This is a genomic window from Acetobacter senegalensis, assembly GCF_001580995.1.
GTDB lineage: Bacteria > Pseudomonadota > Alphaproteobacteria > Acetobacterales > Acetobacteraceae > Acetobacter > Acetobacter senegalensis.
The window spans coordinates 36,448-60,800 of sequence record NZ_LHZU01000132.1; the positions used below are offsets into that span (position 1 = coordinate 36,448).

The window sequence follows — 24,353 nt, forward strand, 5'->3', positions numbered from 1 at the left end:
TCTTTTCGCCTTTGTGCCATCTCTGACACGGATTGCGAAGCACGATTGTCCACCTCCATAAGTTCGCGTTATGAAAGCCGCATGGTTTTTCATTCCTGTTGCCTGAGCAAAACCTGCCACGCTGTGGCAGGGGCAAGAACATGACCCGCGCTCGCCCTGCGCCAAAGCGCTCTTCTGCTCCTTCCGGCCCTACCGATCCCGCCGCCCTTTCGCCCCTTCCTGTCTGGGCGGAACGGCTCTGCACGCTCTCTGCCAACATCCGTGGCAGCCTGCGTCTGGGCGGGATCGTGTTCTGGGTGCCGCTTTCAGTCGGGTTTGAAGCGTGCCTGCTTCTTGTTCCGGGCACGGCAAAAATCAGATGGACGCGTGTCATCTGGGGCGTGCTGTGCAAACTGCTGGGTGTGCGTATTCGGGTAGTGGGCAAACGGGCGGGCACGGTTGGCGGCCTACGCGCCCGCAAAAGGGGTGAGCGACCCGTCATATACATCTCCAACCATTCTTCATGGCTGGATGTGCCCATTCTGGGGACGATTCTGCCTTCCGTCTTCGTTGCCAAAGGCGACATTGAAAACTGGCCCATCATGGGGCTGGTCTCCAAAATCGGGCGTACCATTTTTGTCAGCCGCCAGCGCAGCACAACAGGCCGCGAACGCGATCAGATGATTCGTCGCATGGTGGATGGTGACAATCTGGTGTTGTTTCCAGAGGGCACATCGTCTGATGGATCACGCGTACTGCCCTTCATGTCCGCCTTCTTTGCCATCGCCAAACTGCCCAAACTGCGTGATGGTATGGACAAATCACTCCTGCCCATCACGTATGAACCGGGCATGACACCCATTATCCAGCCCGTGTCCGTGGTGTATGACAGGCTGGAGGGTTTGCCCGTCCAGCGCCTGCGTCGGCCCGTGTTTGCATGGTATGGAGACATGGATCTCGGCCCGCACCTCTGGCAGATGGTGCAATGGAAATCCCTTCAGGCCAGCGTGATCCTGCACGAACCGCTAGACCCGGAACTGTTCCCCAGCCGCAAGGCTCTGGCTCAGACCGCGTGGCATGCAGTGGCCAATGGCGCGGCAGAACTCCGCCAGAATGAAGAAGGCAGCACACAGCCCGGTCGCTGTGATCCTGCCGAGCTTCCGTGCAATAAAACAGGATTTCTCAAACGTCAGCTTGACAGAGTGGCCTCCAGTTTTGCTTCATACAGAAACAGGCACTGAGCAGACGAAAAAAAACGGCTGCTCCACATGCAGGAATACCCTGCGGAAGGAGGTCTCTCCTGTCGGTTTCAGAACACAGAACTCTGGCACGGATATCCTTGATGTGAGAAAAGAGGCTTGACCTCGGACGCTGTCCGCCTGATTTCCTCCCCCTGCCGTATGGAATGGGCCTGCGGCACGCCGGAGCCCCTGTTGTCATGACTGGATCGACCACCGCCCTGTCTCCCTCTCGCCGCGGCCTGCATGTCATCACATGGGGCTGCCAGATGAATGTGTATGACAGCGCCCGCATGAGCGATGTGCTGCGCCCGCTGGGTTACCAATCCGTGGATGCGCCTGAAGCTGCGGACATGATTATCCTCAATACCTGCCACATCCGTGACAAAGCGGCGGAAAAGGTATTTTCCGAGCTTGGCCGCCTGCGCAAAATCAAGGAAGCCCGCAAGGAAGAAGGCGCGCAGACCATTATTGCCGTGGCTGGCTGCGTGGCACAGGCCGAAGGGCAGGAAATTCTGACCCGTGCCCCTTACGTGGATATCGTGCTCGGCCCGCAGACCTACCACCGCCTACCGGAAATGGTGGCCCGAGCCGCCCGTGCTGGCGGTGCGGTCATTGATACCGATTTCCCGGCAGAACAGAAGTTTGACTTCCTGCCAGATGCAGCCGCACCGCAGACACCGGGCAACTACACAGCTTTCCTCACCATTCAGGAAGGGTGTGATAAATTCTGCTCCTTCTGCGTGGTGCCTTACACCCGGGGCGCCGAAAGCAGCCGTTCCGTGGCCTCCGTTCTGGCGGAAGCCCGCCGCATGGCGGAAAGCGGCGTGAAAGAAATCAGCCTGCTGGGCCAGAACGTGAACGCCTATCATGGGGAAGGACCGGATGGGACTGTCTGGGGGCTGGCACAACTTGCGAACGCCCTTGCAACCATTCCGGGCCTCTCGCGTCTTCGGTACACAACATCGCACCCGCGTGATATGGATGACGCCCTGATCAACGCCCATCGTGATCTGCCAGCGCTCATGCCGTTCCTGCACCTGCCAGTGCAGTCCGGCTCCGACCGCATCCTGCGGGCGATGAACCGCGGCCACACGGCTGACGAGTATCGGGACATTGTCCGCAGGCTGCGTGACGCCCGGCCAGATCTGGCCCTTTCCTCAGATTTCATTGTCGGTCATCCGGGTGAAACGGATGAAGATTTTGAAGCCACCATGCAACTGGTGCGGGATGTCACGTTTGCGCAGGCCTATTCCTTCAAATACTCCCCGCGCCCCGGCACGCCAGCAGCCGGTGCGCCGCTACAGGTGCCAGAGGATGTGAAGGATGCCCGCCTGCAGGCACTTCAGGCCCTGCTTCGCCAGCAGCAGGATGCCTTTAACGCTGCCTTGGTCGGGCAGACCATTCCCGTGCTCTTTACCGGGGAAGGCCGCAAGCCGGGTCAGATTGCAGGGCGTTCCCCCTGGCTTCAGCCCGTTCATGTTTCTGGCCCGCGTCATCTGATCGGTCAGGAACTGCCTGTCAGAATTACTGAGCGCCTGACCAATTCACTGGGGGGCGCTTTGGTAGAGGAGACCGTGTACGCTTGAACACAACGCACCAGCCCCTTTCAGCCCCGCCCCCTGTTTCCGGCTCTGGTGAACCGGAAAAACCGCTAACGCTGTTGTTTGAAGACAATACGCTACTGGCCAGACTGGTGGGAGATCATGACCGCCACCTGCGGCATCTGGAAGAAGGGCTGGATGTGCAGGTGGCACGGCGCGGCAACCGAATCTCCATAAAAGGCGCCGCACCCCACACAGCATTGGCCCGCACAACGCTCAGCACCCTGTATCAGAAACTCGCCTCCGGTGGTGCTGTAGACGTTAGCGCAATAGATGCGGTTATCCGCATGACCCGCCTGCATGAAACCATAAGGCAATCTCCTATGCGGCCATCCGATACAGAAACCATTGCCCCTGCATTCCTCCCCACTGAAGGGCTGCCAGCCCTTAAAATGCGGCATGGGGTGATCGAACCCCGCTCCGCCGGGCAGGCCACCTACATGAAGGCGCTTGCCAACAAGGAACTGGTGTTTGGCATCGGCCCGGCGGGAACAGGTAAAACCTATCTGGCCGTTGCGCAGGCTGTGGCCATGCTTCAGGCTGGCTCGGTCGATCGCATCATTCTCTCCCGGCCTGCGGTAGAGGCTGGTGAACGTCTTGGCTTTCTGCCTGGAGATATGAAAGACAAGATCGACCCGTATCTGCGCCCGCTTTATGATGCCCTGCACGATATGCTGCCGGGTGATCAGGTGATGCGCCGCATGGCGGCGGGTGACATTGAGGTCGCCCCCCTCGCCTTCATGCGCGGCCGCACGCTCTCCCACGCTTTTGTTATTCTGGATGAAGCACAGAACACCACCATCGCGCAGATGAAGATGTTCCTCACCCGCCTCGGCCCAGGCTCCCGCATGGTTGTGACCGGAGATCTGACCCAGATTGATCTGCCCTCCGGCACCACTTCCGGGCTGAAAGACGCCATTGAAACACTGGCGCATGTGCGGGGCGTGACCATATCTCGCTTTGAAGCAGCAGATGTTGTGCGGCACAGACTGGTCGCCCGCATTGTTGAAGCGTATGATGCGAAAGCGACGGCTAACAGGGAGACCTCCCGCAATAAGGGCCGTCAGGAGAACAATGGAACCGCCCAGTAGCAGCAGTCACGTCCAGCCTCAGGACGTGACTTATAGGGAAAGCTCTGTTTTTGCAGAGTCTTTCCCCTCCTCCGCCTTTGAAGACGCGCCTGAAGTCCTTGTTGAGGACAGGCGCTGGCGGAGTTATATCGCCTCCCCCGAAAAACTGGTCTGGCGCGCCCTTGCCGCCTGCACGGATTACGGCAAGCAGCCCAGCAGTGTGGTTTTATCCACAGATCGGGTGGTCAAACGCCTGAACGGGGAGCATCGCGGCAAGCATCGCCCCACAAATGTGCTTACCTTTGAACCGCCACCCGGCATTCCGGGCGGGGATATCATCCTTGCGCTGGAAACCGTGGTGCGGGAAGCGCACAAGGCAGGCAAACCGGTCTGCCACCATCTGGCGCATTTGATCGTGCATGGCAGCCTGCATCTGGCAGGGTACGACCATCACCATGCGGGGGAAGCCCGCGAAATGGAAATGCTGGAATCCCGCCTGTTATCCCGGCTGGGTGTTCCCAATCCGTGGAAGCCCCGATCATGAGCGAATACGAGTCCACGCAGGACCCCCAGCAGGGGCGTGGCGGCGGCCTGTTTTCCTTCTTCAGCCGCAAGAAGAATGCCCCCGGCCTGCGCAGTTCCATCGCGGCCCTCGTGCAGCAGGCCGCAGATGAATCCGAAGAAGAAACGGCAGATGGCGAAAAGCCGGAACTGGATCGCCAGGAACGCGCGCTGATTGCCAACATTCTGCGCCTGCGCAACATCTCCGCTGATGATGTGATGGTCCCGCGCCCTGATATTGTGGCCATGTCCGTGTCCATCAGTCTGGACGATGCGCTGGCCATGATGCGGCGCGAAAACCATTCCCGCATGCCCGTCTATCGGGACCAGTTGGATGACATTGTGGGCATGATCCATGTGAAGGATCTGATTGCCTATGTGGGCACCAGTGAAGCCTTCAATCTGGAAGCCCTGCTGCGCCAGCCCCTTATGGTCGCGCCACAGATCCCTGTGCTGGACCTGATGTTGCAGATGCGCCAGCGGCAGACCCATATGGCGCTGGTGATTGATGAATATGGCGGCATTGATGGTCTGGTCACCATTGAAGACCTGATTGAAACCATTGTGGGCGACATTTCTGACGAGCATGACGAGCCCGCCGCCACCTTGATTGTGGAACGGCCCGATGGGTCATTCGATGTGGACGCCCGCTGCCCGGTGGAAGAGTTTGAACGCCAGATTGGCCCGATTCTCACGCCCTCGGAAAAAGAAGCCGAGATCGAAACCATTGGTGGCCTTGTGTTCCGTATGGCGGGGCATGTGCCCACTCGCGGCGAAGTTCTGACGCACGAGAACGGCTATGTCTTCCGCGTTCTTGATGCGGACGCCCGCCATATCCGCCGAGTAAGGCTGCGCAAGCTGCCAAATGCGCCGGAAAAGCCCGCTGGCAACGGCCAGAACACAGCGCAAGAATAAAGAACGGGTTGACGGCAGCATGGTTCTGCCGTCATGCCTATTTTTCTGGATCAGTCCCAACTAGTTCACGGAGCCCGGATTTCCATGGCCTTTTCTCGCCGCTCACTTCTTGTCACAGCAGGTACCGCACTCGTTGCAGGTGCAACTGGCGGTCTGGCGCGCGCTCAGGGCACAACCACGGACACCCGGATAACCCCCCGTGAACTGGGTGACCCCAAAGCCAAGATCGTGGTGGAGGAATGGTTCTCCCTCACCTGCATTCACTGCGCCCATTTCGCAGAAAACACCTTCCCGCTGGTCAAGAAGAACCTGATCGACACGGGCAAGATCCGCTACGTGTTCCATGATTTCCCCACGGATCAACTGGCTACGGTTGCCGCCATGGTGGCCCGCACCCTGCCGCCGGAACGGTACGAAGCCTTCGCCATTTCCCTCCTTTCCAGCCTTGATCGCTGGGCATATGTGCAGGATGGCAGCCCGCTTGAGGCCCTGAAGAAAATGGCGGCCTTTGCTGGCATGCCGGGCGAAACGTTTGATAAAACGGTGGCAGACCAGCAGCTGATGCAGTTCATCCTGGCACAGCAGACGGAAGCGCAGGACAAATATCATTTTGATTCCACCCCCACCTTCCGCTTCAACAATAAAATTCAGGTTTCAAACGATATGGACTATGAAACCTTTGCCAAGAACGTGACGGACGCAAGCTGAGCATCCGCACGGCACACGTGTTCGTGCAGGCCCGTTCTTAAATGACCGTCCGTTTTGTTCGTCTGCGGATTGCCGGTTTCAAGAGCTTTGCTGATCCCGTAACGGTGGAAATCCTGCCCGGTCTCACCGGTATTGTGGGGCCAAACGGCTGCGGAAAATCCAACGTAGTGGAAGCTCTGCGATGGGTCATGGGGGAATCCTCCGCCCGCTCCCTGCGTGGTGGAGAACTGGATGACCTGATTTTTGCTGGCACAACGGGCCGGGCTGCCCGGTCTCTGGCAGAAGTCACCGTAACGCTTGAAGGTACAAAAGGCCTTGGGCCTGCCGCCTTTACGGATCTTGATGAACTCCAGATCAGCCGCCGAGCCGAGCGTGGCTCCGGCAGTGATTACCGTATCAACGGCAAACCCGTGCGTGCGCGTGATGTGCAAACCCTGTTTGCCGATCTCGCCTCCGGCGCACGATCTTCCGCCATGGTCAGTCAGGGCCGTGTGGCCATGCTGGTGGGCGCCCGCCCGGAAGAGCGCCGCACCATTCTGGAAGAAGCCGCCGGAATCACCGGCCTGCATGCCCGTCGGCATGAAGCCGAACTAAAGCTGCGGGCAACTGAAAATAATCTGACGCGCGCAGAAGATCTTCGCCAGCAGCTTTCAACCCGGCTGGATGGTCTGGCCGAACAATCGAAAGAAGCAAGCCGCTACCGGGAACTTGCATCCGCCCTGCGTGAAGCGGAAACAGAATTGCTGGCCGTGCTGCACGCCCGCGCCCGTCTGGCGGTAGAACGCGCCATTGATCTGGCCGCCCGCGCCCGCACTGCGCTGACCGAGCATGAAGAAGCCGCCGAAACAGCGGTTATTGTTGAATTTGAAGCCAATCAGGCGCTTCCCGCCATCCGGGAAAAAGCCGACACGGCCCGCACACTTCTGGAGCGGTGCCGCGTCACGGCTGAAGGCATGGCGCGAGAAGAACAGCGCGCCACGGCACAGGCACAGGCTGCCACAGAACGCCTGAACCAGCACGAGGCCGATTTTGCCGCCGCACAGACCCGTGCGGACGATGCCGCCGCCACGCTGGAACGCCTGCAAACAGAACAGGCAGAAGCACAGGCTGCCATAACCTCCCTGCCCACGCGTATGGCGGAAGCCGAGGCACAGCAGGCACAACTCACCGCAGATCTGGCCCAGGCTGAACAAACCCTTACCCGACTGACAGAAACACTGACCGCCGCCCGCACCCGGCGAGACCGGGCTACGGAAGAACTTGAAACAGCCAAGGCGCTACATGCCCGCACCTGCGAGGCCGTAACTGCGCTTCAGACCGAACTGGACAGCCTGCAAACCCGCATGCCGTCCGAAGAGGAACGGGCAGCAGCCGCCTCCACGCTGGAAGCCGCGACCAAGGCGCAGGCGGATACGCGGACGGCACTGGAAGAGGCTGAACGCACGCGGTCTCAGGCCAGCGTGGCGCTCTCGATCGCCCGCAATGATGCGGAAAACGCACGGCAGACACAGGCCGAAACCAGCAAGACGCTGGACCGTGCACGAAGCCGCCTTCAGACATTGCGCAATGATCTGGCAAATCTTGAAAAGCGGCATGCAGATACACAAGCAGCTTTGCTGGCCGACTCCGCACTTCAGACCTTGCGCGATCAGGCAGCCCACGCCAGCAAGACCCATCAGGCGGCTGCCCGCACTCTTGAAGAAAGTGAATCGGCACGCCGCACAACCAGCGCGGCCCTGACGGACGCCAGCCGTCGCTTTCAGGCGGATGAGGCTCAACGTAAAAGTGTAACGGAAGCCCGGCGCACGGCAGAAACCGCCCTGCAACGCGCGCGACAGGAAGAAGAAGCCCTCACCCGTGGCCTTGAACAGGCCATGAAGGAGGCGTTACCGGATACCGTTTTGCTCGAAGCCCAGCAAAAACGCGGTGCGCTGGAAGAGGATCTTCAGAAAGTCGGCACAGCACTCACACAGGCCGATACGCACCTTACGGACCTGAAAGCAGCGCAGACCGAAGCCTTCCGTAATCATGATACGCTGCGCACGGAACTCACGCGGTTAAAGGCGCAGGCGGATGGTCTGGCACAGGCTCTCGGTCAGGATGAGACAACGAGTGCTGAGCCCGTCTCTGCCCAGATTGATGTACCAGAAGGGTACGAAGCCGCTCTGGCCGCTGCGCTGGCAGAAGGACTGGACGCACCCGCCGCTGATAACCAGCCGCGCGGCTGGCATCTGCTGACAGGCGCGGAAGGTACCGCCCCCACACTGCCCGGCAATGCCACGCCGCTTAAAACACATATCAAGGCTCCGGCGGTGCTGGACAGGCTTCTCGGTTTTATCGGCCTGTTGCCTGATGGGATTGATGGCGCAGCGTATCAGGCTTTGCTTCTGCCCGGGCAAAGTCTTGTCTCACTCAAGGGTGATCTATGGCGGTGGGACGGGTTCTATACCCGCGCAGGCGAGCCGGATGCCGCAACGCGACGCCTCGGCCAACGCCGTATTCTGAAAGAGACCGAACAGCGCATCACTCTGCTGGAACAGGATGCGCCTACCGTCGAACAGGCTGCCAAAGCGGCAGTGGAAGCCGTGCAGACTGTTGAACGGCAGGTCGCAGAATACCGCACCCAGCGGGCGCGGCTGGAGCAGGCACTGCAACAGGCCCGCGCGCAGGAAGCGGATATTGAACGTCGCCATGCTGCGTCCCGTGCACGGCTGGATGGCTTGCGCCCCCAGCAGGAACGCGCGGCTGGTGCCCGCACGGATGCTGAAACCGCTCTCGCTGCTGCCCAAGCCGCAAGCGAAGCGCTGCCCTCCGCCGAATCGCTCCGCGCCGCACTGGAAGACGCACGGCAGCAGGACACCACAGCACAGAATGCCGAGCAAAAAGCCCGCTCGGCCCTCAAAGCCGCCGAACACGCCCTGCGTACCGCCAACGATGCCCTTACCCGAGCCGAAAATCAGCAGGCGGCGGCCAATGCCCGCATGGAAACCCTGCTGCCTGAACGGGAACGTCTGCGGCAGAACGTAGCGACGGAAGAAAACACACTGGCTGAACTGGAAGCCCGCGTAAGTGCGGGGGCAGCCAACAAACAGTTTGAAGACGCCCTGCGCGCAGCGCAGACCCATCAGACAGAAGCGGAAGCCGCTTTCCGTAAAGCAGAGCAGGATGCCGCCGCTGCCGAAAAAGCGGCACAGGAAGCCAATATTGCACACCAGCAACTGCAACAGCAGGCACTGGAACTTCGCTCCCGTCTGGAAGCCCTGACGCCGCGCCTTCAGGAACTCACAGCAGAAAAAGCTGAGCGGGAAGATCTGTTGGCCCGTACAACTGCGGCGCTGGAAGAGGCCTCTGCCTCCGTGCCGGAAAATGCGGATGCCGAAGTCACCCAGCTTCAGGATCAAAAAACCACGCTGGCCACCCAGCTTGAACAGATACGCGACTTACGTGCTGCGCTGCTGGCTGAAAAAGCCACACTCGCCACCCGTCAGACCACTCTGGCCGCTGGCATTGAAGAATGGACCACCCGCGCCGCCACAGCCCGTACGGATCTGGACCACGCCCGCCTGCGCCTTGAAACAGCCCAATCAGAACACCAGACCGTTTCTGAACTGCCGGCAGAAGCCGAACGCCAGAAAAAAGAGACGTTGCGTGCGCTGACCGAAGCAGAAGAACAATATGCCGCGGCTGATAAAGCCCGCGCGGATGCAGAAGCCGCCCTTGCCGTGGCCAACGAGCAACGCCGCAAGACCGAAGGCGAACTGACCACCGCACGTGAAAACCTCCTGAAAGCCGAGGCCAAGAGCGAACAGGCCCAAGCCATTCTGGACCAGTTGCTAACGGAAACGCCTGCCCCACCTCGCCCCCCGATGGGGGACCTGACAGAAGCCGCTGAAACCTCCCTGCGGCGCAAGATCGCCCGGCTGACTCGGGAGCGGGATGATATGGGGCCGGTCAACCTGCGCGCGGAAATTGAAGCGGAAGAAGCCTCCACTCAAGCGAATACCTTGGCTGCTGAAATTGCAGACCTTGAAGCGGCTATTGCCCGCCTGCGCGGGTCTATCGGCGCGCTCAACAAGGAAGGCAGAGAGCGGTTAATGGCCGTTTTCACACAGGTCGATCACCATTTTCAGTCGCTCTTTTCACGCATGTTTGGCGGTGGCCGTGCGCATCTGGGGCTGGTTGGCAGTGATGATCCGCTTGAAGCAGGCTTGGAAATCTACGCGCAGCCCCCAGGTAAGAAGCTGGCAACACTCTCCCTGCTTTCCGGGGGTGAACAAGCTTTAACCGCTCTTTCATTGATTTTTGCCGTCTTTCGCTGTAACCCAGCCCCCGTTTGCGTCCTCGACGAAGTTGATGCACCTCTTGACGATGCCAATGTCGGGCGCTTCAGTGCTCTGCTTGGTGACATGGTAACAGAAGCAGGGACTCGCTTTCTGGTTGTGACACATCATCAATTGACAATGGCCCATATGGACCATCTGTTTGGCGTGACCATGCAGGAACGTGGGGTGAGCCGCGTACTGTCTGTTGATCTTGCGCGTGCGGCGGCTATGGCTGGCCAGCAAGACAGGGAAACCACACATGTCTCATCCTGAAATGACGGTGGACGCCCCTAAACTTGAGGGGAACCCACTCAAACGATGCCTGGGCAAGGCCGCGCTGGCTATTGGCGTCTGTGCGCTGGCCGGGTTCGGGTTGGCACTCCATCATTCAAAAGCCTATGGGCTGATGGCCCGCATTCATCATGGGCTTGTTATCTGCACGCCGGGCACCGGGCTGAGCATGACTCCGGCCTCTACCGGGCTACTCAGCGGCGCAACCTCCCCAGCCATGATCCGCTTGGCGCTTGCCACGCAGGATGATGGCCGCGTCATTGTGGTGCCAGGCTCCAATCAGTTGAGCGATGTTCTGGCCTCTTCCCGTCGGGCACATACTCTGCTGATGCTGGATCTGAACGATACCAACCCGGTAGATGTGGCAAAACTGGTGCGCAAAGCCAGAATGCGTGACCGCGTGGTGCTGGTGGCTCCCAATCATGACGGTATTGAAGCTGCTCTACAGGCAGATTCGGCCATGATGGTGGCTATTCCCATCAATTCCACACGGGATGCCTACGCAGCGCATAAGCTGGCTAGACACCATCCTTACGCAGCCTATCTCTCTCCCACGGCATCACCGGGCCTGTTTACCTTGGTGCATCGTGATGCTGAAGCGATCATCACGGAAAATCCTGCCACCCCCTCTTTCTCGGCTTCCCAGTTTCTCTCGGAACGTCCAGTTGATATCGTGGTGACAAAGCAGCCAGCGCAACTCACACAAGACCTGACGCTACACAACTAACCGGCCTCAGCCCTCCGTTCAGTGTGCGAGGAAGCTGTTTTGAAAGCCGACACCAGCTACCGATGGGGAAAGTGTGGAACATGAGCATGGGTGTGTCGGTCTAATCCGTAGGCCACATACCCCAAAATGGCGGTCATCGAGAAAAAACTCTCGCCAGAGCGCACTGTCATGCTTTTCCGCGCAGCTTCTCACTCTAAAACAACAGTTTCAAAAGTACCCCGCTCAATCGGGCAGCCTTTTTACCTGAGCGCTGTTGTCTTTATTGCCCCACGCCACCGTCCCGGGCAGCAAAACGCCTTTTCAGCCGTAAAGCATCCAGCTGAGCCGTTACCTCCAGCTTTTCGGAGCGCTCGGAACGCCCTGATCAAGGCGCGGCCTTGCACCCAGCGCTGGTACCTACTTTCATGGCGAAACAACAAAAGGCCGGGCAACAGAGGTTTCCCCTCTGCGCCCGGCCTTTTCCTGTCTGCAAAAAAGCCAGATCAGGCTTTGAGCATGCTGCCCGTTTCAACAAAACGCTGATGCCATGCCAGCGCTTCATCAAGCAGATGCGGCGTGTGCTTACCAAACGAGTCTTTCAGCGCACGGTCCAGATAATCCTGAAGCATCGGCTTATAATCAGGATGCGCACATTTGGAGATAATCTCCTGCGCGCGCTTGACCGGAGACAGTCCACGCAGATCAGCCAGCCCCTGTTCGGTCACAAAAATCTGGGTGTCCTGCATAATGTGGTCAACATGCGCGGCCATCGGCACAATGGCGGAAATCTTGCCGCCCTTAGCCGTGGACGGAGACAGGAAGATGGACAGATAGGAACTACGGGCAAAGTCGCCTGAGCCGCCGATCCCGTTCATCATCTTGGACCCCATCACGCGGGTGGAGTTCACGTTGCCGTAAATATCCGCCTCAATCATGCCGTTCATGGCAATACAGCCAAGACGACGAATCACGCCTGGACTGTTGCTCACGTCCTGCTGGCGCAGAATGATCTTGTTGCGGAAGAAATCCATCCGGTTGTTGATTTCTTCGGCAGCATCCGGACTCAGTGAGAAAGACGTGGCCGAGGCGATACGCATCTTGCCGGAATCCAGCATGGACAGCATGCCATCCTGAATGACCTCGCTGTAACCAACCAGATTTTCAAACGGCCCTTCGTTCAGCCCGTCCAGCACCGCGTTGGCCACGTTGCCCACACCGGACTGAAGCGGCAGCAGGGACGGTGGCAGGCGGCCCTGTTTGACTTCATGCTCAAAGAAATCAAGCAGATGCTTGGCAATGGCCTTTGCTGTATCATCCGGCGCGGCAAACGGCGCATTCCGGTCCCGATCGTTGGAGCGCACAATCGCCACGATCTTATTGGGGTCCACTTTCAGGGAGTGGCCACCAATGCGCCCATCAGCTTTGGTCAGGGGGATGATGTCACGCGGCGGAATCCCGCTGATATTGCCATCCCAGATGTCATGAATGCCTTCCAAACCCGGATGCTGCCATTCATTGACTTCGATGATGACCTTCTCGGCAATATCGAGAAATGTCTGGGAGTTACCAACAGAAGATGTTGGCACAATGCCGCCGTCTTCCGTAATGGCGGTGGCTTCCACCACGGCAACATCAAACTTGCCGTAGTTGCCCTGTATGGCGCGGCCAGCAACCTGCCCCAGATGGTTATCAAAATAATCTGTCTCACCCGCGTTGATACGGTTGCGCATGCCGGCATCCGTATTGAAGGGTGAGCGGAAATAAACGCCATTCACCTTGGCCAGCGCGCCATCAAGCTGCGGGCCGGTGGAAGCGCCGGTAATCAGGCTGATACGATAATCTTCTCCCTTGCCGTGCGCTGTTTCCATCAGCTGGGCCAGTGCTTCCGGCACCGCCTTGGGGTAACCAGCCCCGGTAAAACCGCTGGTACCAACCACATCGCCCGGACGAATCAGTTCTGCTGCGGCTTCTGCCGGGCGGACCTTGCTGCGCAGGGAGGCATTACGAATGCGCTCTGTCATGAGAGGCTTTCCTGTTCCTGTTCTTACTGTTCTGAAAAAAGGCCGAACGAAGAGAGGGGACACATATACTGCATGTGGGCATGCAGCTACCGCCCTCTATATCCAGCCTTTTTCCCACCGACACCGTCCCGGCGCCGGGTAATGGCGTAACCTAGGCAGAAAAACTTCTCTCTGGCGTGTCACATGCTTGTGCACAAAAAGCCGAATGCAAAAAAATATCGCCATCCCCTTCCCTGTCCAGACTAGTGAAGCCTACATGGAAGGAAGGAATGGTGGACAAACGCGGATGGACAAAGGCTTCTTCCTTGACGAAAACGTGAAAAAAGCAATGCGGAAAGGACTCCGCGTTGTGGGAGATGTGCACGGTGATCTTGACGCTTTCCGACACGCCGTCGCCACAGAACGTTTCATCATCCAGTTGGGAGATCTTGTCGATTACGGGCCAGACAGCGCAGGTGTTCTGCGACTGATGATGGAGGTCATGCAACAGAAGCGTGGCCTGTTTCTCATCGGGAATCATGACCGCAAGCTGGGCCGGGCGTTGCTGGGCCGTAAAGTGCGGCCGGATCCGCCGCTTGAGGCAACGCTCTCTCAACTTGCCCTGCCCGAAAATGCCGATATCGCCCGTGCCGCACTCTCCTGCCTAGAATCAGCCCCCGCATGGCTGGTGCTGGACCGCAAGATTTTTGTACATGGTGCCTTTGATGTCCGCATGCTCATGGAACCACCGCCACCACCGCTGGAACGGGTGACATTCCTGCTCTCACGCGCATTGTTCGGTGAAACCACCAACCGCATGCAGAAAGATGGTTACCCCGAACGGTGCCTGAACTGGGTCAACCATATTCCCGGTGGTTACACTGTTTACTGTGGGCATGATCAACGCTCCACCAATGGGTGCCCCCTTACCATTCCCGGCCGCGCAGGGGGGCAAGCCATCTTTACAGATACCGGCGCCGGCAAAGGCGGCCATCTTGCATGGCTAGACCTGCCGCCGGTTTCCATGGAAAACTGAACCGGAGCCGTATAAAAAAGCGCTGAAACCCGGCCTCTTTGACCTTCAACCAAGAGATACCATACCACCGTGACAGACCAGACTTCTCCCGCAGATGCTCTTCAGGACCTCCGCCGCAGCATTGACAATATTGACGCAGCCCTTGTTGCCATTCTGGCAGAGCGCTTTCGTTGCACAAAAGCTGTTGGAGCCCTCAAGGCCCGCTATGGCATGCCGCCTGCTGACCCCGCGCGTGAAAGCCGGCAGATCGCACGGCTGCGTACCCTTGCAGAAGAAGCTCATCTGGACCCGGATTTTGCTGAAAAATTCCTGAACTTCATTATTCACGAAGTCATCCGGCATCATGAAGCGATTGCCAGACAGTCTTCAGACTCGGCAAACACATGACACGCCGCCTGCTGCTGCTAAGGCATGCGGAGGCAGCCCCGCCCCCTGCAGGTGACTTCAGTGAAACGGCTGATCTCGCCCGCCCCCTGACGGCAGCAGGCCGCGCCGCCGCCCAAAGATGCGGTGTCTGGCTGCGGCAGCATACGCTCTCGCCAGACCTTGTACTGTGCAGCCCCTCCGTTCGCACCCGCCAGACTCTGGAAGGGCTACTTCCCTTTCAGCTGCCTCCAGCTTTCCCTACCCGCTTCTGCCCCGAAATTTATGAAGCGCCACCAGAAGCACTGCTTGCCCAGATTCGTACCGCACCGGTTCAGGCACGCACCGTTCTTCTGATCGGCCATAATCCGGGCATCTCCGCATTGGCCCGCCTGCTGGATCAGCAGGCCATTGCACTTGATCAGGGATTCGCAACTGCGTCCCTCGCGGTCTTCAGCATGTGGGGGTCAGACACAGGAACCGACACACCAAACTGGGCGCAATGTGACGGACAAAGCCTGACTTTGGACACATTCGCGCGACCCTAGCGCGGAAAAACAGCGGTTTTCCGGCGGAGAGCTCCCAAGATAACGCGCGGTTTATCGGCACACTTCTTCCTGTTTCTCACGGGATCGGAGACAACACTCAAACAGCAGGCCGCAACAGGGCTGCGGTCTCTAAATGCAGAAGGAAACATCATGAGCGCGTCGCAGAACGAAGGTAAGCAGAACACCGCCAGCCTTTCGCTGGGTGGAAAAACTGCCGAATTCCCTGTTCTTTCCGGCACCCTGGGGCCGGATGTTGTCGATATTCGCAAGCTTCCGGCTCAGCTGGGCGTTTTCACCTTTGATCCCGGATACGGTGAAACAGCATCCTGCAACAGTAAGATCACCTTTATTGATGGGGATAATGGTGTCCTTCTGCATCGGGGTTATCCGATCGCCCAACTGGCAGAACAGGCATCTTACGAAGAAGTCATTTACCTTCTGCTGAATGGCGAACTGCCGAGTGATGCTGAATACAAGAAATTCACGCACACCCTGACCAACCATACGCTGCTCCATGAGCAGATCCGCAATTTCTTCAATGGCTTCCGGCGTGATGCTCACCCCATGGCCATTCTGTGTGGCACCGTTGGGGCGCTGTCCGCGTTCTACCCCGACGCCAATGACATCGCGGTTCAGGCCAACCGTGATCTGGCCGCCATGCGGTTGATTGCCAAGATCCCGACCATTGCCGCGTGGGCTTACAAATATACGCAGGGTGAAGCCTTCATCTACCCGCGGAATGATCTGAACTACGCCGAGAACTTCCTCTCCATGATGTTCGCGCGCGTTTCAGAGCCATACAAGATCAACCCTGTTCTGGCTCGCGCCATGAACCGTATCCTGATCCTGCATGCGGATCATGAGCAGAACGCCTCGACCTCCACCGTTCGTCTGGCAGGGTCAACGGGTGCCAATCCGTTCGCATGTATTGCCGCTGGTATTGCCGCCCTTTGGGGACCGGCTCATGGTGGCGCGAACGAAGCCGTTCTGAAAATGCTGGCTGCCATTGGCAAGAAGGAAAATATTCCTGACTTCATTGCCAAGGTGAAAGACAAATCCAGCGGCGTAAAGCTGATGGGCTTTGGCCACCGCGTGTACAAGAACTTTGATCCGCGCGCCAAGATCATGCAGCAGACATGCCATGAAGTGCTGACCGAACTGGGCATCAAGGATGATCCGTTGCTGGATCTGGCGATCGAGCTTGAAAAAATCGCCATCAATGATGAGTATTTCGTGCAGCGGAAGCTGTATCCGAATGTGGATTTCTATTCAGGCATCATTCTGAAAGCCATGGGCATTCCCACCAGCATGTTCACCGTGCTGTTCGCTGTGGCCCGCACCACCGGCTGGGTCAGCCAGTGGAAAGAAATGATCGAAGAACCTGGCCAACGCATCAGCCGCCCCCGCCAGCTTTATACTGGTTCTGCAAAGCGGGATTTTGTTCCGTTCGACAAGCGGTAATCACCAGCTTCGGGGAAGGTTTTTCCGCCTTCCCCGGCTTTCCTCTCCAGACGTTCTCAAAACGAGTCAGCGCAGCGTTTCTAGCGCGCCCTCTCGTTTCTAATGCGCCATCTGGAAGCAACTATTTCTTTTTAAGCGAACAGACTTTCCTCAGCATTTCTGTCTGATGAACAGACGCAGCTTTCAGACCTCGGCTTCCACCAGAAGCGCCTCGTCCTGCGTAGCCTGTCCTTCCCGAATCATCAGAAACTGGCCAGACCAGTTACCCGATATGGACCATGTTCCGCTGATTTCCGTCGCATCGTCATTGACCGTGCCGCTGTAATGCACGTCATGCGCGCGGACTGTGCCTTCATAGGTCTTCACAAACACAACCTGCCGCCCTGTATGATGACCGCTCAGAACAGCATATAGAATGGAATGGTCAGGCGTTGTTTCAGTCGCCTTTTCCGTAATGGCACCAGACAGCATGCCTGCTTGATCGAGTAGAGAAGCCGTGAAAAATTCTGGTGCATACCCGCGCGGATACGTGAACTGCCCCTGCCATAATCCTGTCAGGGAGGATGTATCATGCTGTGTCATGACGCCTCTGAACAAACAAAAAGCCAGACCGGAATACCCGATCTGGCTCACACTCTTCCACAGAAGAATTTGAAACCTCGATAGACCTCAGCCGTTAGCAGTCACAACCTTTGGTCGGTCCTTCAGATTTACGCACAACGTGATGATCAATCCATTCAGAGACCAAACGACGTGCTTCGTTCAGAGACGCTTCAGGATGATGAATGCGATAAAGCGTGGTGCAAGCATGAAACGCGGTTACGTCTTCAGTGCCCACCTCACGCAGCTCCTGATACGCCGTGATAACAGCACGCTCACATTTACGTGCGATCCGACTTAGTTCAACAGCCACAGCACCATCCTTAAGTTAATAATCAATCTCAACAAGTTCAGATTAAACGCCTCTTCCCTCCCCTACGCAAGTAGGAATGTCCTTTCTCCTGTTCACAAGTTTTTTCAGTGACATTTTTACAAGGCCCAACGCGCCTTCATAATGTCCGCCACACGGCCTGCTTCATCCAGCACAGAGCGGGGCCACGGCACAAAATCATCTTTCAGAATCCGCAGATGCCTGTCTTCAATCAGTCTCAGGGCAATCCTGCCGCGGGCTCCACGCAGGTCCTGCTCCCGCTCCATCAAAAAAACCGGCACATCCACAACGCAGGCTTCCACCAACATCGGGCTCTCGCCTCCGGCCACCACAACGCAGTCAGAGCAAGCCATAAACCCCAAGGTGGGGTCCTCATCCGGCTCGCCCTTGCGCCAGACGAGCATAAATGCGGACGAAAGCCCCGTAATAAAGGCATCCGTCAGGCTCCTGCGGTTTTCCCCCCGCACACTCAGCAGAACGGAACCCCCGTAGCGGTTCACCATCATGGCCAGTTTCTTGCCACTCAGCAGGGCTTCTTCCTCGGTGCGGAACGCGCCTTCACCCACGGCAACGGCAACCCGCGGATGAGGCAGATGCTCCAGCCGCTCCTGCCACGCTTTACCAGCACGCGCCACAAGATGAGGCGACACAATACTCAGGGGCCCCAATGTCGGGCAGAATCGGGGGGCAACCGCTGCGGCGGAAGACGCCACCACCAGATCAAACGGAAGAGAACGGAGCATGGGGGCTGTACGGGCCTCTCCCCGCACACACCAGACCACCGGGCATTCTGCTTTCCGGGCCGCCCGCAGGGCCGCGTAGCCGCTCCGCACGCCCGATGTCAGAATAAGCCCCGGTGCGCGCCGTCCCTTAAGGTCCGAATCGAGCGCCAGATCATCCACACTGATGCGCCTGAACAAACACCCAAGCCGGGACGCCAGAATATAGGCGGGCCCAGCTTCTCCTGCTGCGGCCTTCTCCACCACCCATACCGGGGCCAACTGCGTCACAGACAACATCATTTTTTCATTCCGCCGCCGAAGACTGAGATGAAGCATAGATTTTCAGGCTGCCTGAGGCTATTGCAAAGCAAATTCCAACCGCCAATTCAAGGAAACGCTTCATGACGTCACCCGCAAACCTGGCCGCCCCCCATTCTGGCGAGACCAGCGATTGGGACCGCGATGCGGCTCTGAGCACGGCACGTCTGTTGCTGGAAATCAAAGCTGTCAATTTCCGCCCGGAAGAACCCTATACCCTGACCTCCGGCTGGAAATCCCCGGTCTATATTGATTGCCGCCGCATTATTTTCTTCCCGCGTGCCCGCCAGAAAATTGTGGAACTGGGTGTAGAAAAAATCGGCCGGCACGTTGGGTATGAAAGCCTGGATGCCGTGGTTGGCGGAGAAACAGCCGGCATTCCCTTTGCTGCGTGGATGGCGGATCGCATGCTGCTGCCCATGGCTTATGTGCGCAAGAAGCCCAAAGGCTTTGGCCGTAATGCCCAGATTGAAGGCGATGTGCCCGAAGGCATGCGCACCCTGCTGGTGGAAGACCTCACCACGGATGGCGCATCCAAAGTACGTTTCGCCAACGCCCTGCGGGATGCTGGTGCGCTTGTAAACCACGCATTCGTGGTCTTTTACTACGGTGTGTTCCCCGGTGCGCAGCGCACGTTGTCTGAAATGAATGTTGCCCTGCATTCGCTCTGCACCTGGTGGGACGTTCTGGAAGCCTGCTCAACCCGTCCTTATTTCTCGGAGTCTGCTGCGGCAGAAGTCAGGCGCTTCCTTGAAGATCCGTGCGCATGGTCTGCCCGCCACGGCGGTGTTGGCAGCCTGGAAGAAGCCGCAGAATACAAAGCTAAACAAGGCTGATCTTCGCAGAAAAATGACTGCTCCCGCACATTCAGGCACACACCATCTTCTGGCGTTTGATTCCGGAATCGGTGGGCTTGGCATTGTGCGGGCCTTACGCACGCTTAATCCTGCACTGGCCATAGAGTATCTGGCTGATACAGCCGTCTTTCCTTATGGTGAGCAGGATGACGCGTTTCTGGTTGAGCGTATTCTCACCCTCGTTTCCGAGGCCATCAGCAGGCTACGCCCACAGGCTGTTGTGATTGCCTGCAACACAGCCAGCACGCTTGCGCTGGATGCGTTGCGCGCAGCATGGCCAGAGATCCCCTTTATCGGGTGCGTGCCCCCCATCCGCTGGGCCGCCCGTCTCACCCGCTCTCACGTTATTGGCCTGCTGGCCACCCGCGCCACCATCCGGCGGCCCTATCTGAACCGCCTGCACGCCCTGTATGCACCGGATTGCACCCTGATCGCCCATGCAGCACCGGGTCTGGCCGCCTGCGCGGAGCATCTTTTCCGGGGCGAGGACGTGCCGCCAAGCGCTATTCAGCGGGAAATTGCGGGCCTGTTTGATCGCGATACCACGGGTAAACTGGATGCCGTAGGCCTAGGATGTACGCATTATACATTCGTGCTGGAGCAACTCCGGGCTCTTTCTCCGCCTCGTATCACATGGCTGGACCCAGCAAATGCCGTGGCGCGCCACACGCTCACCCTTCTTCAGAACCAGCCGGAAGCGACATCTCCTTCGGTCCAGCCCCGTGCCTGGTTTACCTCCATGCCTCCTGAAGCAGAGGCACTGCGGCGAAAGCTGCCCGATTTCGGGTTTGATGAGATAACGCTCTGGCCAAGCCTGCCCGCATCACAAAAAATAACGGCCTAGCCCAAACCAAGCAGCGTAGAGGCCCGCGACAAAATACGTCCCAAGGGCGGCAGACGTAAAAGCGCACCCAGAACAACAGCGTGGCAAAAAATTATCGGCTGTTTCTCCGTCCACGCTCTGCACCTCCTCTTCCAAACCCGGTTAGCGCCTTTTTCCGGGCTAACCTGACTGGCCACGTCGTACAGCGGCAGAGCGGCACCTGAGCGGCTTTTTCCAAAATCACTCAGGCCAATCTGTGGTTCTTTTTTGCCTGAATGTGGTGCCTCTTTGCCTAACACAGCCACCATCCTAACGGCAACCCAGCCTTTTCAGCCCTAAAGTGATCTGGCCGCCTTAACCTCCAGATTTTTGAAACCACCTCACCCTTTCGGGATAAGGCTTCACCGCCTCGTTATAACAAGCGCGCGTGACAAAGCCTGATCCGCAGAGCTAGGCTTCTGTCAAATGGGCCAGCGATACCAACAACGGCCCTCTTTTTCCGAAAGACGCACAAAAGGCTGTTTCAGGCTCCCTGACAGGAAGACCTCCAACAGCTTTAAGAAAAATAACAAGGATCGTCTCGTGAGCCAGTCTGTCGTCGGCCGCCCCGTCCGCACCGCGTCCACCGTGTTTCCGGTGTTGGGGGCTATCAGTTTCTGCCATTTTCTCAACGACACCATGCAATCGCTTCTTCCAGCGCTCTATCCGGTTCTGAAAGGACATTTTGCGCTGAATTTCGGGCAGATCGGCTTCCTGACTCTTACCTACCAGATTACCGCCTCCCTGCTTCAGCCGCTTGTCGGGTTAGTGAGTGATCGCAAACCACGCCCTTATTCTCTTCCCTGTGGCATGGGCTTTACCCTGATCGGGTTGGTCACGCTCGCCTTTGCACCGTCCTACGTGCTTCTGGTCTGTGGGGCAGCGCTGCTTGGCATCGGCTCTTCCATCTTCCACCCCGAATCGTCTCGGATCGCACGTCAGGCATCAGGCGGCGCACACGGGCTGGCACAATCCCTGTTTCAGGTGGGCGGTAACTTCGGCACCGCCATGGGGCCGCTTCTTGCCGCCTATTTTGTCGTGCCTCGGGGGCGGGAAAGTCTTGCCTGGTTCGCACTAGTCGCTTTGGGTGGCATGGCCCTGCTGGGCATTCTGGGTCGCTGGTATGAACACAACAGCCGAGCACAGGCTGGCAAACCCTCCCTCACCGCCATCCATGCCCATCTCAGCAGGGCTCAGGTCGGCAAGGCGCTCTTTATCCTCATCGCGCTGGTCTTTTCCAAATATTTCTATCTGGCGAGTATCACGAGCTATTACACCTTCTACCTGATGCACCATTTTGGTTTACCCGTCCGCACAGCACAGACCTATCTGTTTGTCTTTCTGGCCGCGGCCGCGGCAGGCACCATCATTGGCGGCCCAGTGGGAGACAGGATTGGCCGCAAACTGGTGATCTGGGTCTCTATTCTGGGCGTGCTGCCCTTTACCCTCATACTCCCCTATGCGGGACTTAATGCCACTATCGGCCTGAGCATTATCATCGGCCTGATTTTGTCTTCAGCCTTCTCGGCCATCGTGGTGTATGCGCAGGAACTCATGCCGGGCCGGGTTGGCACGGTTGCGGGCCTGTTCTTCGGCTTCTCTTTCGGTATGGGAGGACTAGGAGCCGCCGTTCTCGGCCAACTGGCCGATCACACCAGCATTGAATTTGTCTATCATGTCTGTGCGTATCTGCCCGCTATCGGGCTTCTGACAGCCTTTCTGCCTAACCTGAAAGACGTCAGATCAGCAGACAAAGCAGCTCCAGCTAACCCCTGAGAGGTACACAAAAAAGAGGCCAGACACACAGTCTCTGGCCTCTCCCGCTTACCCGGTCAAGCTTGAACAGCTTAACTTGCGCGACTGGCCGAATAACTGGCGGTTTCGATCAGGAGAGACTTGATCTCGCTCTCATCAAAAATTGCCAGCGCTTCCCGCGCCTTGGCCGCGTAATCTTCCGCCTTCGCCAAAGTGGTCGCAATGGCATCTGTTGCCGCAATCCGGGCCAGCGCCGCATCCAGATCCTCTGGGGTCTGTTCGCAGTCTTCAATTACGCGCCGCCAGAAAACACGGTCTTCCTCACTCCCGGCTTCATACGCCGCCAGCACCGGAAGCGTGACTTTCCCTTCACGGAAATCATCACCCACTTCCTTGCCCAGCACGGCCTGATCCGCTGCGTAATCCAGCGCATCATCCACAAGCTGGAAGGCCATGCCCAGATTGGCGCCATATACCCGCAGCGCTTCACGCTTTTCAGGTGTTGCCTCTCCAATTACGGCACCAGATTCGCAGGCAGCAGCAAACAGAGCAGCCGTCTTGCCATAGATAACCTGCAAATACTGATCGACCGATGTGGAAAGATCATTCTGCGTGGTCATCTGCATCACTTCGCCTTCCGCCAAGGTGGCAGATGCAGCGGAGAGAATGGCCATCACATCCAGCGATGCATCAGCCGTGAGAATCTGGAAGGCACGGGCAAACAGGAAGTCCCCCACCAGCACGGAGGCCTTGTTGCCAAAAATGGCGTTGGCGCTGGCCAGCCCACGCCGAAGCTGGCTTTCATCCACCACATCATCATGCAGCAATGTGGCTGTATGAATAAATTCCACACACGCGGCAATTTCAACATGCCGCAACTTGCCGTCCTGATTATCGTAACCGCACATCCGGGCCGAAGCCAGCGTGAGCAAAGGACGCAGGCGTTTTCCGCCAGCAGCCACCAGATGGGCCGCCAACTGCGGAATCAACGCAACCGGACTTTGCATACGGTCAATAATAACCTGGTTACACGCGCGCATATCCTGCGCGAGGTAATCGGCCAAGGCTCTTAAGCCCGCTTCTCCTGGCTTACTCACAGAAACACTAGATCCATCCTGGCTTGTGGCCGTGCCAGATTCTGGCAGACTAACTGCAACACCCAAACGCTATTCCCCCAGCCATGGGATGAGTTGACGTCCAACCATATGCGGGGCACCAGAAAAACGGTCAAGGTTCAACCACTTCAAGACAGCCAGACACTTTCTGGCAAGGCCGGTCATGCCCGATCTTTCCGCGCTTTCTTCCGGCACCCTTATGGCCGGAAAAATTCTTTACTCCCAATTCCTCAAAGGGAACAGAACCGGCCTTGAACCTGTGCTTATGGCGGCCGCCGTTCCCGCCCGCCCCGGCCAGCGCGTGGCAGAAATCGGCTGTGGCGCAGGCGCGGGGCTGTTGTGCCTGACTCATCGCATACCAGAGCTGAGCGTATGGGGCATCGAACTGGATTCCGCCACTCTCGCTCTGGCGGAGCATAATCTCAAGGCCAATGGACGCACCGGAGTCACGCTTCTGAACGCCCGTTTCCCTGACGCCCTGCCTCCCGACTTCCCCTTCGGCCAATTTGACCACTGCTTTGCGAATCCGCCGTGGCATGACACGGACAGCAGCGCCTCACCCATGGAGCAACGAGACCTTGCCCGCCGCGCCATGCCGGACACGCTGGAAAGCTGGATCAAAGGAGCCACACGACTACTCCGTTATAAGGGCAGCCTGACGCTGGCCCTGCCCGCCACTCAGATGGCTGCGGCGTGCACCTTCCTGACCCGCGCCCGGTTTGGAGATGTAACGCTGTGCCCCCTGTGGCCCAAAACCGGCCGACAAGCGCGCCTTATGCTGATCCAGGCGCGCTATGGCGTAAAAAGCCCCTCACGCATCCTGCCTGGCCTTGTCCTGCACCAGCAGGAAGGCGGGTTTACTCCAGAAAGCCGTGCCATTCTGAAAGAAGGCAGTCCACTCATCCTGCACCGGCAACAGAATTCTCGGATTTAAACTTTAATAACAAGTAGTTACAGAAATTTTCTCACGAAAAATCTGCACCACATACCC

At 58.1% G+C, this 24,353-nt stretch carries 21 protein-coding genes; 16 read left to right on the top strand and 5 right to left on the bottom strand.

Annotated features, from left to right (window positions below; translation table 11 throughout):
* Positions 1-140: 140 nt before the first annotated feature.
* From AD948_RS09525 to AD948_RS09560, 8 genes are all read left to right on the top strand, one after another.
* Positions 141-1,220 (top strand): lysophospholipid acyltransferase family protein, encoded by a 1,080-nt coding sequence (locus tag AD948_RS09525; protein WP_061471662.1) that lies wholly within the window; start codon positions 141-143, stop codon positions 1,218-1,220.
* 164 nt (positions 1,221-1,384) lie between these two features.
* Positions 1,385-2,806, top strand: a complete 1,422-nt coding sequence (gene miaB / locus AD948_RS09530; protein WP_061471664.1) for a tRNA (N6-isopentenyl adenosine(37)-C2)-methylthiotransferase MiaB — start codon at positions 1,385-1,387, stop codon at positions 2,804-2,806.
* On the top strand, positions 2,803-3,912 hold the full coding sequence (locus tag AD948_RS09535) for a PhoH family protein (RefSeq protein WP_006558436.1): 1,110 nt from the start codon (positions 2,803-2,805) through the stop codon (positions 3,910-3,912). Before miaB ends, AD948_RS09535 begins: the two co-directional genes overlap by 4 nt.
* Positions 3,896-4,435 carry an rRNA maturation RNase YbeY gene (gene ybeY, locus AD948_RS09540; protein ID WP_061471666.1) on the top strand — a complete coding sequence of 180 codons (540 nt, stop codon included), beginning with the start codon at positions 3,896-3,898 and terminating at the stop codon, positions 4,433-4,435. The genes AD948_RS09535 and ybeY overlap by 17 nt, the downstream gene beginning before the upstream one ends.
* Entirely contained in the window at positions 4,432-5,367 is a 936-nt protein-coding gene (locus AD948_RS09545) for a hemolysin family protein (RefSeq protein WP_039904173.1), read from the top strand. Before ybeY ends, AD948_RS09545 begins: the two co-directional genes overlap by 4 nt.
* A gap of 84 nt (positions 5,368-5,451) precedes the next feature.
* Positions 5,452-6,075 (top strand): thioredoxin domain-containing protein, encoded by a 624-nt coding sequence (locus AD948_RS09550; RefSeq protein WP_039904184.1) that lies wholly within the window; start codon positions 5,452-5,454, stop codon positions 6,073-6,075.
* A gap of 41 nt (positions 6,076-6,116) precedes the next feature.
* Positions 6,117-10,670 (top strand): AAA family ATPase, encoded by a 4,554-nt coding sequence (locus AD948_RS09555; RefSeq protein ID WP_061471667.1) that lies wholly within the window; start codon positions 6,117-6,119, stop codon positions 10,668-10,670.
* Positions 10,657-11,415, top strand: coding sequence for a hypothetical protein (locus tag AD948_RS09560; RefSeq protein ID WP_006558441.1), 759 nt, complete (start codon positions 10,657-10,659; stop codon positions 11,413-11,415). The genes AD948_RS09555 and AD948_RS09560 overlap by 14 nt, the downstream gene beginning before the upstream one ends.
* A 482-nt stretch (positions 11,416-11,897) precedes the next feature.
* Here AD948_RS09560 and AD948_RS09565 read toward each other — a convergent pair whose 3' ends face one another.
* Positions 11,898-13,415, bottom strand: a complete 1,518-nt coding sequence (locus tag AD948_RS09565; protein ID WP_035381715.1) for an acetyl-CoA hydrolase/transferase family protein — start codon at positions 13,413-13,415, stop codon at positions 11,898-11,900.
* A 286-nt stretch (positions 13,416-13,701) separates the two neighbouring features.
* On the opposite strand from AD948_RS09565, the gene AD948_RS09570 reads away from it, so the two are divergent.
* The 4 genes from AD948_RS09570 to gltA all read left to right on the top strand — a co-directional run bounded on the left by AD948_RS09570 (position 13,702) and on the right by gltA (position 16,802).
* Positions 13,702-14,430, top strand: coding sequence for a metallophosphoesterase (locus AD948_RS09570; RefSeq protein ID WP_035381710.1), 729 nt, complete (start codon positions 13,702-13,704; stop codon positions 14,428-14,430).
* A gap of 69 nt (positions 14,431-14,499) precedes the next feature.
* On the top strand, positions 14,500-14,817 hold the full coding sequence (locus tag AD948_RS09575) for a chorismate mutase (RefSeq protein WP_006558973.1): 318 nt from the start codon (positions 14,500-14,502) through the stop codon (positions 14,815-14,817).
* Positions 14,814-15,341 (top strand): SixA phosphatase family protein, encoded by a 528-nt coding sequence (locus AD948_RS09580; RefSeq protein ID WP_061471668.1) that lies wholly within the window; start codon positions 14,814-14,816, stop codon positions 15,339-15,341. Before AD948_RS09575 ends, AD948_RS09580 begins: the two co-directional genes overlap by 4 nt.
* Positions 15,342-15,491: 150 nt before the next feature.
* On the top strand, positions 15,492-16,802 hold the full coding sequence (gene gltA / locus AD948_RS09585) for a citrate synthase (protein ID WP_006558971.1): 1,311 nt from the start codon (positions 15,492-15,494) through the stop codon (positions 16,800-16,802).
* A 183-nt stretch (positions 16,803-16,985) separates the two neighbouring features.
* Here the strand turns inward: gltA and AD948_RS09590 are convergent, their stop codons facing one another.
* The 3 genes from AD948_RS09590 to AD948_RS09600 all read right to left on the bottom strand — a co-directional run bounded on the left by AD948_RS09590 (position 16,986) and on the right by AD948_RS09600 (position 18,755).
* Positions 16,986-17,384, bottom strand: coding sequence for a hypothetical protein (locus tag AD948_RS09590; protein WP_039904665.1), 399 nt, complete (start codon positions 17,382-17,384; stop codon positions 16,986-16,988).
* A gap of 94 nt (positions 17,385-17,478) precedes the next feature.
* Entirely contained in the window at positions 17,479-17,715 is a 237-nt protein-coding gene (locus AD948_RS09595) for a hypothetical protein (protein WP_035381706.1), read from the bottom strand.
* A 116-nt stretch (positions 17,716-17,831) separates the two neighbouring features.
* The gene (locus AD948_RS09600) at positions 17,832-18,755 is read right to left on the bottom strand and encodes an ELM1/GtrOC1 family putative glycosyltransferase (protein WP_157765210.1); all 924 of its coding nucleotides are present in this window, start codon (positions 18,753-18,755) and stop codon (positions 17,832-17,834) included.
* 101 nt (positions 18,756-18,856) lie between these two features.
* Between AD948_RS09600 and AD948_RS09605 the strand changes: the two genes are divergently transcribed.
* The 3 genes from AD948_RS09605 (at position 18,857) to AD948_RS09620 (ending at position 22,268) form a co-directional block, all read left to right on the top strand.
* On the top strand, positions 18,857-19,609 hold the full coding sequence (locus AD948_RS09605; protein WP_006558967.1) for an orotate phosphoribosyltransferase: 753 nt from the start codon (positions 18,857-18,859) through the stop codon (positions 19,607-19,609).
* A gap of 13 nt (positions 19,610-19,622) precedes the next feature.
* Positions 19,623-20,474 (top strand): glutamate racemase, encoded by an 852-nt coding sequence (locus AD948_RS09610; protein ID WP_061471670.1) that lies wholly within the window; start codon positions 19,623-19,625, stop codon positions 20,472-20,474.
* Between the two features lie 561 nt (positions 20,475-21,035).
* A complete protein-coding gene (locus AD948_RS09620) occupies positions 21,036-22,268 on the top strand; it encodes an MFS transporter (protein WP_061471674.1) in 1,233 nt (410 codons plus the stop codon).
* 71 nt (positions 22,269-22,339) lie between these two features.
* Here the strand turns inward: AD948_RS09620 and AD948_RS09625 are convergent, their stop codons facing one another.
* Positions 22,340-23,410 carry a polyprenyl synthetase family protein gene (locus AD948_RS09625; RefSeq protein WP_058989006.1) on the bottom strand — a complete coding sequence of 357 codons (1,071 nt, stop codon included), beginning with the start codon at positions 23,408-23,410 and terminating at the stop codon, positions 22,340-22,342.
* A 115-nt stretch (positions 23,411-23,525) separates the two neighbouring features.
* Here AD948_RS09625 and AD948_RS09630 point away from each other — a divergent pair, with 115 nt between their 5' ends.
* Complete coding sequence (locus AD948_RS09630; protein WP_061471677.1) at positions 23,526-24,296, top strand: tRNA1(Val) (adenine(37)-N6)-methyltransferase; 771 nt, start codon at positions 23,526-23,528, stop codon at positions 24,294-24,296.
* The last annotated feature ends 57 nt before the right edge of the window (positions 24,297-24,353 follow it).

Coding starts and splice junctions, on each gene's coding strand:
- AD948_RS09590 (WP_039904665.1), bottom strand. CDS start 17,384: ATGACACAGCATGATACATCCTCCCTGACAGGATTATGGCAGGGGCAG.
- AD948_RS09560 (WP_006558441.1), top strand. CDS start 10,657: ATGTCTCATCCTGAAATGACGGTGGACGCCCCTAAACTTGAGGGGAAC.
- AD948_RS09605 (WP_006558967.1), top strand. CDS start 18,857: ATGACGTCACCCGCAAACCTGGCCGCCCCCCATTCTGGCGAGACCAGC.
- AD948_RS09570 (WP_035381710.1), top strand. CDS start 13,702: ATGGACAAAGGCTTCTTCCTTGACGAAAACGTGAAAAAAGCAATGCGG.
- AD948_RS09580 (WP_061471668.1), top strand. CDS start 14,814: ATGACACGCCGCCTGCTGCTGCTAAGGCATGCGGAGGCAGCCCCGCCC.
- miaB (WP_061471664.1), top strand. CDS start 1,385: ATGGGCCTGCGGCACGCCGGAGCCCCTGTTGTCATGACTGGATCGACC.
- AD948_RS09545 (WP_039904173.1), top strand. CDS start 4,432: ATGAGCGAATACGAGTCCACGCAGGACCCCCAGCAGGGGCGTGGCGGC.
- AD948_RS09610 (WP_061471670.1), top strand. CDS start 19,623: ATGACTGCTCCCGCACATTCAGGCACACACCATCTTCTGGCGTTTGAT.
- gltA (WP_006558971.1), top strand. CDS start 15,492: ATGAGCGCGTCGCAGAACGAAGGTAAGCAGAACACCGCCAGCCTTTCG.
- AD948_RS09600 (WP_157765210.1), bottom strand. CDS start 18,755: ATGATGTTGTCTGTGACGCAGTTGGCCCCGGTATGGGTGGTGGAGAAG.
- AD948_RS09525 (WP_061471662.1), top strand. CDS start 141: ATGACCCGCGCTCGCCCTGCGCCAAAGCGCTCTTCTGCTCCTTCCGGC.
- AD948_RS09630 (WP_061471677.1), top strand. CDS start 23,526: ATGCCCGATCTTTCCGCGCTTTCTTCCGGCACCCTTATGGCCGGAAAA.
- ybeY (WP_061471666.1), top strand. CDS start 3,896: ATGGAACCGCCCAGTAGCAGCAGTCACGTCCAGCCTCAGGACGTGACT.
- AD948_RS09555 (WP_061471667.1), top strand. CDS start 6,117: ATGACCGTCCGTTTTGTTCGTCTGCGGATTGCCGGTTTCAAGAGCTTT.
- AD948_RS09550 (WP_039904184.1), top strand. CDS start 5,452: ATGGCCTTTTCTCGCCGCTCACTTCTTGTCACAGCAGGTACCGCACTC.
- AD948_RS09565 (WP_035381715.1), bottom strand. CDS start 13,415: ATGACAGAGCGCATTCGTAATGCCTCCCTGCGCAGCAAGGTCCGCCCG.